The sequence below is a fragment of the Mesorhizobium norvegicum genome (genome assembly GCF_004919685.1).
GTDB classification, from domain to species: Bacteria; Pseudomonadota; Alphaproteobacteria; order Rhizobiales; family Rhizobiaceae; genus Mesorhizobium; species Mesorhizobium norvegicum.
In genome coordinates this window covers 1-11,029 of record NZ_SMYZ01000103.1, presented here as the reverse complement: position 1 = coordinate 11,029, position 11,029 = coordinate 1, and the positions used below count along the sequence as shown (strand labels likewise).

General features: G+C 63.5%; 12 protein-coding genes. All 12 read right to left on the bottom strand.

Annotation, left to right across the window (positions count from 1 at the left end):
• A partial coding sequence (gene radA, locus FCU66_RS35255) for a DNA repair protein RadA (protein ID WP_136625480.1) occupies nt 1-1,310 on the bottom strand: 1,310 nt, incomplete at its 3' end.
• A 72-nt stretch (nt 1,311-1,382) separates the two neighbouring features.
• Nucleotides 1,383-2,873, bottom strand: a complete 1,491-nt coding sequence (locus tag FCU66_RS35250; protein WP_126068580.1) for a replicative DNA helicase — start codon at nt 2,871-2,873, stop codon at nt 1,383-1,385.
• Between the two features lie 299 nt (nt 2,874-3,172).
• Nucleotides 3,173-3,706: a P-loop nucleotide/nucleoside kinase family protein gene (locus FCU66_RS35245; protein WP_246680297.1), complete on the bottom strand. Its 534-nt coding sequence runs from the start codon at nt 3,704-3,706 to the stop codon at nt 3,173-3,175.
• Between the two features lie 35 nt (nt 3,707-3,741).
• On the bottom strand, nt 3,742-4,971 hold the full coding sequence (locus tag FCU66_RS35240; protein ID WP_136622518.1) for an RNA polymerase sigma factor: 1,230 nt from the start codon (nt 4,969-4,971) through the stop codon (nt 3,742-3,744).
• On the bottom strand, nt 4,968-5,333 hold the full coding sequence (locus FCU66_RS35235) for a YciI family protein (RefSeq protein ID WP_136622519.1): 366 nt from the start codon (nt 5,331-5,333) through the stop codon (nt 4,968-4,970). The genes FCU66_RS35240 and FCU66_RS35235 overlap by 4 nt, the downstream gene beginning before the upstream one ends.
• Before the next feature lie 35 nt (nt 5,334-5,368).
• On the bottom strand, nt 5,369-6,082 hold the full coding sequence (locus FCU66_RS35230) for a DUF1428 domain-containing protein (protein WP_136622520.1): 714 nt from the start codon (nt 6,080-6,082) through the stop codon (nt 5,369-5,371).
• A gap of 141 nt (nt 6,083-6,223) precedes the next feature.
• Nucleotides 6,224-7,195: a small ribosomal subunit Rsm22 family protein gene (locus FCU66_RS35225; protein WP_136622521.1), complete on the bottom strand. Its 972-nt coding sequence runs from the start codon at nt 7,193-7,195 to the stop codon at nt 6,224-6,226.
• Nucleotide 7,196: 1 nt separating this feature from the next.
• On the bottom strand, nt 7,197-7,520 hold the full coding sequence (locus tag FCU66_RS35220) for a YnfA family protein (protein WP_136622522.1): 324 nt from the start codon (nt 7,518-7,520) through the stop codon (nt 7,197-7,199).
• A 67-nt stretch (nt 7,521-7,587) separates the two neighbouring features.
• The gene (locus FCU66_RS35215) at nt 7,588-8,892 is read right to left on the bottom strand and encodes a cyclopropane fatty acid synthase (protein WP_136622523.1); all 1,305 of its coding nucleotides are present in this window, start codon (nt 8,890-8,892) and stop codon (nt 7,588-7,590) included.
• Between the two features lie 301 nt (nt 8,893-9,193).
• Nucleotides 9,194-9,778 carry a 50S ribosomal protein L9 gene (gene rplI / locus FCU66_RS35210; RefSeq protein WP_136622524.1) on the bottom strand — a complete coding sequence of 195 codons (585 nt, stop codon included), beginning with the start codon at nt 9,776-9,778 and terminating at the stop codon, nt 9,194-9,196.
• Between the two features lie 221 nt (nt 9,779-9,999).
• Complete coding sequence (gene rpsR, locus FCU66_RS35205; protein WP_006203718.1) at nt 10,000-10,248, bottom strand: 30S ribosomal protein S18; 249 nt, start codon at nt 10,246-10,248, stop codon at nt 10,000-10,002.
• The gene (gene rpsF / locus FCU66_RS35200; RefSeq protein ID WP_136622525.1) at nt 10,248-10,739 is read right to left on the bottom strand and encodes a 30S ribosomal protein S6; all 492 of its coding nucleotides are present in this window, start codon (nt 10,737-10,739) and stop codon (nt 10,248-10,250) included. The genes rpsR and rpsF overlap by 1 nt, the downstream gene beginning before the upstream one ends.
• Nucleotides 10,740-11,029 lie beyond the last annotated feature (290 nt).

Sequence of the window (11,029 nt, the reverse complement as noted above, 5' to 3'; positions counted from 1 at the left end):
CCCCCGGCCAGTTCCCCGCTGCCCGAGGGCAGAACCGCGCTTCCAAAACCCAGCTTTTCGGCTTCCTTGAGGCGCTGTTGCGCATGCGCAACCGGCCTCACGGCGCCCGAAAGGCTGATTTCGCCGAAATAGACGCAATCGGCCGGAAGGGCAAGACCGGTGAGCGAGGAAACCAGGGCCGCCGCTACCGCGAGATCGGCCGCGGGCTCGGAGATGCGGTAGCCGCCGGCGACATTGAGGTAGACATCGTGGCTCCCGAAGCGGACCCCGCAATGGGCTTCGAGAACCGCCAGGATCATCGACAGCCGGGCGCCGTCCCAGCCGACGACGGCGCGGCGCGGCGTGCCGAGCGAGGACGGCGCGACCAGCGCCTGGATCTCGACCAGCACCGGCCTTGTGCCCTCCATGCCGGCGAAAACCGCGGCACCCGGCGATTTGGCATGGCGTTCGCCAAGAAAAAGCTCGGATGGGTTGGCGACCTCGCGCAGGCCCTTGTCCGACATTTCGAAGACACCGATCTCGTCGGTCGGTCCAAAACGGTTCTTCACCGTGCGCAGGATGCGGTAATGATGCCCGCCTTCGCCTTCGAAGTAGAGCACGGCGTCAACCATATGTTCGACGACGCGCGGCCCGGCGATCTGGCCTTCCTTGGTGACATGGCCGACCAGCACGATCGCCGCCCCTGTGGATTTCGCATAGCGGATCATCGCTTGGGCGGCGGCGCGCACCTGGGTGACGGTGCCCGGCGCCGAATCGGCAAGGTCGGTCCACAGTGTCTGGATCGAATCCAGGATGACGAGGTCAGGCCGCTTGCCGTCGGCTATTGTCGCCAGGATGTCTTCGACATTGGTCTCGGCGGCAAGTTCCACCGGAGAGGAGGCGACGCCAAGCCGCTGCGCCCGCAGCCTGATCTGCGCGACCGCCTCTTCGCCCGAGACATAGACGATGCGGTGGCCTTTTGACGCGAGTGCCGCGGCCGCCTGGGTAAGCAGCGTCGACTTGCCGATACCAGGATCGCCGCCGACCAGCAGCGCCGAGCCGCGCACGAAGCCACCGCCGGTGGCGCGATCAAGTTCGCCGATGCCCGAAATGATGCGCGGCGCATCCTCGATGTCGCCGGACAGCGTCGTCAGCACCACCGCGCGGCCCTTGCGGGCGTTGCGCGTGTTGGCCGGCCCCGAGCCGATGCCGCCGGACGTGCCTTCCTCGACCAGCGTGTTCCACTCGCCGCAGGCATCGCATTTGCCGGCCCAGCGCTGATGCACCGATCCGCAATTCTGGCAGATGAATTGCACGCGCGATTTGGCCATTACGTCGCCGCAGGCTGAAAATTGGGGAGGCTGGGCGTTCCTGCCCACTGAGCGCGACGGTAGGTCAAAAAGCTACTCGAACCTTTCCGGCAAATGATGCTCCTCGGCAAGGTCGGAGAAGCGGGTGAACTCGCCCTGGAAGGCAAGGCTGACGGTGCCGGTCGGTCCGTGGCGCTGCTTGGCAATGATCACTTCGGCCTTGCCCTGGACCTCGACCATCTTCGTTTCCCAGGCGAGGTGCTCGGGCGTGCCTTTCTCCGGCTCCTTGTTCTTGATGTAGTATTCCTCGCGGTACACGAAGAGGACCACGTCGGCATCCTGCTCGATCGAGCCCGATTCGCGCAGATCGGACAGCTGTGGATGCTTGTCGTCGCGGCTTTCGACCTGACGCGAGAGCTGTGAGAGGGCGATGATCGGCACGCCAAGCTCCTTGCCGAGCGCCTTTAGTCCGGTGGTGATCTCGGTGATTTCCTGGACGCGATTCTGCGACGCCTTGGCGGACGAACCCTGCATCAGCTGGATATAGTCGATGACCATCAGATCCAGCCCGCGCTGGCGCTTGAGGCGGCGGGCGCGAGCCGCGAGTTGGGCAATCGAGATGCCGCCCGTCTGGTCGATGTAGAGCGGCCGCTTGTGGTTCTCCTGCGTGTACGCGACGAGCTTGCCGAAATCGGCTTCGGTCAGGTCGCCACGCCTGATTTTCGAGGATGGGATCTCGGTCTGCTCGGAGATGATGCGGGTGGCCAGCTGCTCCGACGACATTTCGAGCGAGAAGAAGCCGACGACGCCGCCATTGGCCGCCTTGACGGAGCCGTCGGCCTGCTGGGCAGGCTCATAGGCGGCCGCGATGTTGTAGGCGATGTTGGTGGCAAGCGACGTCTTGCCCATGCCCGGGCGGCCGGCGATGATGATCAAATCCGACGGCTGCAGGCCGCCCATGCGGTGGTCGAGATCGCGCAGGCCGGTGGCAATGCCGGACAGGTGGCCATCGCGCATATAGGCCGCGCTGGCCATGTCGACGGCGTTCTTCAACGCATCGGAAAAACTTTCGAAACCGCCATCGTAGCGACCGTTTTCGGCCAGTTCGAACAGCCGCCGCTCGGCATCCTCGATCTGCTCGCCGGGCGCCATGTCGACCGGTGCGTCATAGGCGATGTTGACCATGTCCTCGCCGACGGTGATCAGCGCGCGGCGCGTCGCAAGATCGTAGATAGCGCGGCCATAATCGGTGGCGTTGACGACGGTAACGGCTTCCACGGCCAGCCGCACGACATATTGCGCCATCGTCATGTCGCCGACCTTCTCGTCGGCCGGCAGGAAGGTCTTTAGCGTGATCGGCGTCGCCACCTTGCCCATGCGGATGAACTCTGACGCCACCTCAAAGATCTTGCGGTGCAGCGGTTCATAGAAATGGCTGGCCTTGAGGAAGTCCGAGACGCGGTAGAAGGCATCGTTGTTGACGAGGATGGCGCCGAGCAGCGCCTGCTCCGCCTCGATGTTGTTTGGCGCTTCACGATAAAGCGGTGTTTCCGCCACGCCGAATTTTCGCGCTGCTTCTGCCATGATGTCCCCGATTTCGATCCCGGCTTCTCGATATCAGAACGTGAAAAATCCGGTGCTGACTTATATGCATCACTCGCGTTCAATCGGCGTTGATGCCCGCTGTTCACAGGGACGGCAAACCGTCCACAGGACAGAATTCCCACGCTCCGATTCCAGTTGACTCGGCAAGGTCACGATTCTACGGGACGGCCAGGAACGAAGCAAGAACAATCGGCTGACTTGGTCGATCTGAGATTCCCCGCCGTTCGGTCCATCAGCCTGACAGGCTTTTGAATCCAAGGCCGCATTCGATTGTTCGGTCAGGATGTGTGGACAACGATGTTGAAGCCCTCGTCGGGTTCCGGAGGGACGAAGTAGCTTGTGAACAGATCATAGTCCGCTTCGCTTACCTGGAACGGGTGTTCGCCACGTGCATTTCGGTGACGAAGCCGTTGCCTGCAGACCATATCGGGCACATCGAGCAGATGCAGCTCGTGGGCCACATCGGCCCGGGCAATGAGCGAACGCATCCAGTCGCGATAGCTGACAGTGTTTGCCGGGAAATCCAGAACAACAGAAAGGCCCTGTTGTAGGATATCGACAATGTGCGGCCCCATGGCAGAGCGCAGCCGCGTCGAAAGACGGTCGTAATCGTCGATTGTCCTCAACTCATCGGCAAACAGATGCGACGTCCAGTGATCTTCACTAACGAGCAGGGTCGCCGGGCGCGCTGCAATGTGCCTTGCAAGCGTCGACTTGCCCGCAGCAATCTTTCCGCAAAGAAGATATAAAGTTGGTGGGGAACCCTGTTGCATATGGGAAGAATACTCGGCCCGGTGTCTATCTGCCAGCATAGATCGGCTGCTCCTGCTTCTGGTTCAACGCGATCCTAGAGCTGATCAAGTCGCGCTTGCAGGAACCGGCGTTCCGCCGGTTGCCGCGTCAGCTCAAGCGCCCGCCGGTAGGAGGTCTTTGCCGCTTCGGTCAAGCCAAGCCTGCGCTGCATGTCTGCCCGTGCGGCATGCGCCAGATGGTAGCCGTCCAGCCCGCCCTGTCCCATGACCGCCTCGATTGCCGCCAGTCCGGCCTGCGGGCCGTCGCGCATGCCGATGGCTGCGGCGCGGTTCAGTGCCACGACCGGCGAGGGGTCGACGCGGCTCAGCACATCGTAAAGCGCGACGATCTGCGCCCAGTCGGTCTCAGTCGTGCGTGCCGCTTCGGCGTGAACGGAAGCAATGGCTGCCTGCAGGATATACGGTCCGATGCGGCGCGAGGCGATCGCCTTGCCGATCAGGCCGTCGGCCTCGGCGATCAGCGCACGGTTCCACAGCGTGCGGTCCTGGTCCTCCAGCAACACAAGATCGCCGCTGGCATCGACCCGCGTCGCGCGCCGCGCCTCGTGCAGCAGCATCAGGGCCAGCAGCCCTTGTGCCTCCGGCTGGTCGAGCAGCTCGACCATCAGCCGGCCGAGCCGGATCGCCTCGGCGCACAGATCGGCCCGCGTCAGGTTTGGCCCCTCGGTTGCCGCGTAACCCTCGTTGAAGATCAGGTAGATCACCTGCAGCGCGCTCTCGAGACGCGCCGGCAAGTCGCCGCGGTCGGGCACTTCGTAGGGGATCGCCTCGTCCCGGATCTTCGCCTTGGCCCGCACGATGCGTTGCGCGATGGTCGGTGCTGGCGTCAGATAGGCGCGGGCGATCTCTTCGGTGGTCAAACCACCGACTTCGCGCAGGGTCAGGGCAATGCGTGCATCCGGCGCCAGTACTGGGTGGCAGCAGACGAAAATGAGCCGTAATTCATCGTCCTGGATGTCTTCCGGCATGGCCGGCTCCGGTGTCGGCTCGGCCAGAGCCGTGAGCTCGGGCAGTGCCCCGGTCAGCCGCGCTTCCCGGCGCCAGCGGTCGATGGTCCTGAAGCGGCCTGCCGAGACCAGCCAGGAATAGGGATTGGCCGGCACACCCTGGCGCGGCCATTGTTCGGCGGCAGCAGTGAAGGCCTCATGCAAGGCCTCCTCCGCCGCATCGAACCCGCCGAGCAGGCGGATCAGGGTTGCCAGCACGCGCCGCGCCTCGGTGCGGTAGGCCGCCTCCAGGGCATCGCGCGGGCCGGCGGTGCTCACAGGACCGGCGGCGGTTGGCTGAAGTCGACGACCGGGCGGACTTCGACGAAGCCGATCGTTGCCAGCGGATGGCCGCTCGCCACCCGCACCGCCTCGTTGAGATCACGGGCTTCGATGACGATGATGCCGCCCAGGATCTCCTTGGTCTCCATGAACGGGCCGTCGACCGACGACATCTTGCCGTCGCGGACCTGCACGGTCATCGCCTCTTCCGGCAACACCAGGGCCTCGGCGGTTACGAAGTGGCCGCTGGCCTTGAGCACCTCGTCATATCCGGCGCATTCGGCCAGCACCGCGTTGGCTTGCGGGCTGCCGCCGAACAGCGTCTTGGGGTGGTAGTAGATGAGACAGGCATAACGCATGGTGGGGTTCCTTATCTTGATCTTGATTGTTGGGATCAGGCGTCGAGGATCGGCGCGAAGCCGCCATGGACCCGGCGCTGGTTGTCGTAGGGCATGGTGTCGGCATACATTCGTGGATCGGCAATCACCTTTTTCCAGGCGTCGTCGCGCACCTGCTTCGACGGCCATTCGACCCAGGCATAGACGACAACCTCGTCTCCCGTCGCTTTCACGGCGCCACGGTAATCGGTGACCTCGCCGTCGGGAACATCGTCGCCCCACGCTTCGACGACGCGGGTTGCGCCATGTTCCTTGATCACCGCGGCCTGCTTCGCCGCCACGGCAAGATAGGCTTGCTTGTTGGCGGCCGGCACCGGCACCAGCGAGCCATCGATATAGCCGGTCTTGCCGGTCGTGTTCAGATCGATGAACGGCGTGAAGCCGCCGATGATCATGCGTTTGCCGTCAAAGGGCATGGACGCGCCGATCTCCGCCATGCGCGGATCGCTCATCATCGTCCGGTAGGCCGCGTCCGCCGCCGCCTTGTCCGCGTATTCGTGCCACGAAAAGGTGATGACTTCATCCGGCCTCGCCTTCACGGCTCCCTTGAAGTCGGTGATCTTGCCGCCGGGGACGTCGTCGCCCCATCCTTCGACCATGCGGGTGGTGCCGAACTCCTTCAGCACCGATGCGGCCTTGGCGACATGCTTGCGATAGGCTTCCTTGTTGGCGGCGGGCACAGCGGCGACAAATCCTGCGATATAGCTCATTGCGTTTCTCCTGTTGGCTGATGCCGTTTGACACTCTTGGCGTCTCGAAAGGTCCGAGAACGCCAATGGTCGAACGGCACGGCCTGGATTCGACATCGCTCCGAAATTTTTCTTCGGCGCGGTCGCAAACGCCACTGCCGCCTATTCGGAAGCCAGCCTGTCGCCCCAGTCCAGCCGCCGGGCCAGCTTGAAGTCGGCGCCGTCGCGCTTGGTGAACAAGCGCTCGGCGGCGGTGCCGTCGTCCTGGCAAAGCTTGAGCAGAACCTTGCCGGAGCCGGATTTCGGTGGCGCGAGAACCCGTGCCTGGTGTGATGTGGGTCCGTCGCGAGAAGCCGCGACATAGATGAACTTCTCGTCTTCCCAAGGCACGTCGGCGTCCTTGGCCAGCCTGTGCAGGCGCGAGCGGGCAACGCGGCGGGAAAAATGGCACCAGTCGGGTGGGGTGAGCGGGCAGGGCGCCTGATGCGGGCAAGGCGCAAGCACATGTGCGCCCGCCTCGATCAGCTGCCGGCGCACGGCAAGGATGCGCTGCCAGCCGGCAGGGGTGCCCGGCTCGACGATCAGCAGCGTGCCGCCAGTGAGTTGCCAGAGCCGGCCGATGAGCTTCGGCAGTGATGCAGGAATGATCTCGTCCAGCACATAGGCGCAAGTGACGAGATCGGCTGGCTTGAGATCGGCAAGGTCGATGGTGGCATCACCCGCCAGCCATCTGGTCTGGGTGGCAATCGCGCCGGCGGCAAGTGTCTCGCCGATCTTGCGCACTGCGGCACTGGCTTCGAACAACACCGCCTGTTCGAGATCGGGCCAAAGGTCGGTCGTGGCCCAAAGCACCGTACCAGGGCCGGCGCCGACGTCGAGCAGGCTCCTGGGTTGAAAGTCGGGCTTTGCGTCGCTCAGCGCGTCGAGGCTGGCGCGGATCGCGGCATAGGTCGCCGGCAGCCGCGTCGCCAGATAGGCCTTCACCGCAAGATCCTCAGCCATGTGCAATCGGCCGTCACGCAACTCGGCACGGTAACGGTCGGACAGTGTTTTTGCCGCTTGCTTCAGCGTCGCCAGCGGAACGTTTTCGAGCAGTCGCTCGACACCTTGGCGAAGGGGCGCCGGCAGTTCCATCTCACGCGCCCCGCGGGACGAGAAGGATCACCGAAGCGCCGGCAATGCAGAGCGCGGCACCGGCAAAATCCCAGCGGTCGGGGCGCACGCCCTCCACCAGCCACAGCCAGCCAAGCGATGCCGCAATGTAGATGCCGCCATAGGCGGCGTAGGCGCGGCCGGCGGCTGACGTGTCGACCAGCGCCAGCAGGAAGCCGAACAGAGCGAGCGAAGCGAGACCGGGGAGCAGCCACAGCGGCGACTTTTCCAACCGCCACCAGGCCCAGAACGAAAAGCAGCCGGCGATCTCGGCCAGAGCGGCAGCGGCATAGAGGACATACGTCATGAAAAAGGTCCCGTGGCGATCACGGGACCTTTTTCAGTGCAGGGGCCGGCAATGGCAAGTGGCAATGCTATTCCTGGTCCGCAACCTTGCGGCGGCGAGCCGGCTTGGCGGCAGGGTTCTTTTTGACCGGAGCCGTTTCACGATGCCCCATATCGCGCATCTCAAGCGCCTTTTCGCACTTGGCCATGTAGTCGCGCGCCACCGGCAGCGTGTCGTTCTTCTTGGCGATCTGGATCTGGAAGATCACCAGGTCCTGCCAGCGGAAGGCGGCTTCGGAAGCGGCCAGATAGAATTCCCACATGCGGCAGAAGCGCTCGTCATAGATCGCCTTGGCCTTGTCGCGGTTGGCGGCGAAGCGCTCGCCCCAGTGCTTCAGCGTGTCGGCATAGTGGAGCCGCAGGATCTCGACGTCGGTGACGACCAGGCCTGACTTCTCGATCGCCGGCATGACTTCCGAAAGCGCGGGAATGTAGCCGCCCGGGAAGATGTATTTGCGGATGAAGGCGCTGGTCGCCCACGGCACGCCGGAACGGCCGATCGTGTGCAACAGCATGACGCCATCTGGCTTGAGCAGCGTCGCGCTCTTGTCGAAGAAGGTGCGGTAATGGTTGACGCCGACATGCTCGAACATGCCGACCGAGACGATGCGGTCGAAACGCTCGTTGAGTTCGCGGTAGTCCTTGAGCTCGAAATGCACGCGGCTTTCAAGCCCTTGCGCGTGCGCCCGGTCGGTGGCGACACCATGCTGCTCGGTCGATAGCGTCACGCCCTGCACGTCGACGTCGAAAGCCTTGGCGAGGTAGAGGCCGAGCCCGCCCCAGCCGGAGCCGATGTCGAGCACCGTCTGGCCGGCCTTCAGCCGGAGCTTGGCGGCGATGTGGCGCTTCTTGGCGGCCTGCGCTTCGTCGAGCGTCATGTCCGGCTGCTCGAAATAGGCGCAGGAATACTGCATGTCCTCGTCGAGGAAGAGCCGGTAGAGATCACCCGACAGATCGTAGTGGCGCTGCACGTTGCGGCGCGAGCGCGAGGCGGTGTTGATCTGCTGCAGGCGGCGGAAGGCGTGGCGCAGGCCTTCGATGGCCTTCGACCAGGTGGCATCGATGCCGCCGCTGCCCATGTTCTGGAAGGCGATGCGCATCACGCCCAGCACGCCGCCTTCGAGAATGTCGAGTTCGCCGTCCATGTAGGATTCAGGCACCGCCAACATCGGATCGAAGGTGATGGCGCGCTCGGCACGCGCGGTCTTGATGTGCATGTGCACCGGCTCACCGCTGCCGTCGCCGAAAACCACTGTCGTGCCCTTGGGACCGGTCACCTTGAGATTGCCGATGCGCACCAGGCGGTCGAGAACGCGCTTCAACAGAATATTCATGACCAAATGTCCCCTCTCGGCCAGACAGGCTGTCCTGGCGCGTGAGACCCGAAAATCGGAATCGATTTTCGCCGGGATCTTGCGCCGAACCAAAGTTCCACAGCGTCAGTTGCGCGGCCAAAGGACGCGCGACGCTATAGTCTGCAACAATATATAGGGGTTCGAAAAGTTCCATTTGGCATAAAAAAGCCCGGGCGCGAGGCCCGGGCGTTGGTCCAGCATGGCTGGATGCCGGCAAAGTGATCAGAGCACAGCTCCAATCGTGATCGAAGCGTAGCTCCAATCGCCTTGCGACGTATGATCAGGCGTTGTCTTCGCCGCCTTCGAACTCGGTGTTCGGATCGAAGAAGTTTTCCGGCCGGGCATTGTCGTTGATGTCGTCGCCATAGATGGCTTCGGCGGTGGTCAGCGTCTCGCCCTTGGCCTGACGCTCGGCTTCGTCGGCCGTGCGGGCGATATTGAGCGTGACGGTGACCTCGACTTCCGGATGCAGCGCGATCGCCACATTGGTGACGCCGATGGTCTTGATCGGCTGGTTGAGCAGGATCTGGTTGCGGTTGATCGAAAAACCTTCCGCCGTCAGCAGATCGGCGATGTCGCGGGTCGAAACGGAACCGTAGAGCTGGCCGGTTTCACCGGCGGAGCGAACGGCGATGAAGCTCTTGCCGTCGAGCTTTTCGGCGACTTGGGCAGCTTCCGACTTGCGCTCAAGGTTGCGGGCTTCGAGCTGGGCACGCTGGCCTTCGAACTTCTTCTTGTTGGCTTCGTTGGCGCGCAGCGCCTTGCCCTGCGGCAGCAGGAAGTTACGGGCAAAGCCGTCCTTGACCTTGACGGTATCGCCCATCTGGCCAAGGCGGGAAACGCGTTCGAGAAGAATGACTTCCATGGTTTTGTTCCTTCGGTTGCGCGCCAATCAATCGATAAGATCGACGCCGAATGTCTCTGGAACAGGTCAGGAAGCTTGAGCGCCTGGGGCGCTGGTGTCGCTGTCCTGCCTGTCGCGGCAGTTAGAGGTTTTTGACCTCAACCCGGGATTCGATGTCCGACCCTGCGGCGCCCGTCGCCGTGGGAGAAGAGCGGGCGGCGAACCGCCCGCTCATAAAAGATTTAGCGAACCACGTAGGGCAGCAGGCCGAGGAAGCGGGCGCGCTTGATCGCCTTGGCGAGTTCGCGCTGCTTCTTCTGGCTGACGGCGGTGATGCGCGACGGCACGATCTTGCCGCGCTCGGAAATGTAGCGCTGCAGCAGACGCACGTCCTTGTAGTCGATCTTGGGCGCGTTGGCGCCGGAGAACGGGCAGGTCTTGCGGCGGCGGTGGAACGGGCGCCGGGTCGGGATCTGGTTGATGTCGACCATTATTCTGCACCCCCTTCAAAGCCTTCGCGCGGACGGCGCGGACCACGGTCGGCACCGGCGTCGCCGAACGAGCGCGGCGGACGCTCGCCACGATCACGGTCGCCGAACGAGCGCGGGCCACGATCGCCACGGTCGCGGTCGCCGAAGCCGCCGCGTTCCGAGCGTTCTTCGCGCTTCTGCATCATGGCCGAAGGGCCTTCCTCATGCGCCTCGACCTTGATGGTCAGGAAACGCAGCACGTCTTCGGACAGGCCCATCTGGCGCTCCATCTCGTTGAGCGCGGCCGCGGGGCAATTCAGGTCCATCAGCGTGTAGTAAGCCTTCCGGTTCTTGTTGACCCGGTAGGTGAGGGACTTCAGTCCCCAATTCTCGACCCGACCGACGGACCCGCCATTTGCGGAGATGACGCCCTTGTACTGTTCGACAAGCGCATCGACCTGCTGCTGCGAGAGGTCCTGCCGGGCAAGAAACACATGTTCGTAAAGAGCCATTATGTCTTATGCCTTTCTTCGTTTCTCTCCCGGTTCCCGGCGGCAAAAGCCTCTGCAACTTCTCTGACCCGCAAACCCTCCAAGGGCGCGGGGAAGAAAGGAGCATGACGAGACGGTCGAGAGCGGAGACACGGGAGGCGGAAGCACTTCTGGCATCACACGAAGGTTTTCGAAAAAACCTCCGGCCCTCCGTTCAGCCCCCAGCTGGGACCGGCAGATTGCGGGCGTCTATACAGCAATCCAGCCGCAACGCAAGGGCGGGCGGCGTCCTTGTCGTAAGCAGATGAGTT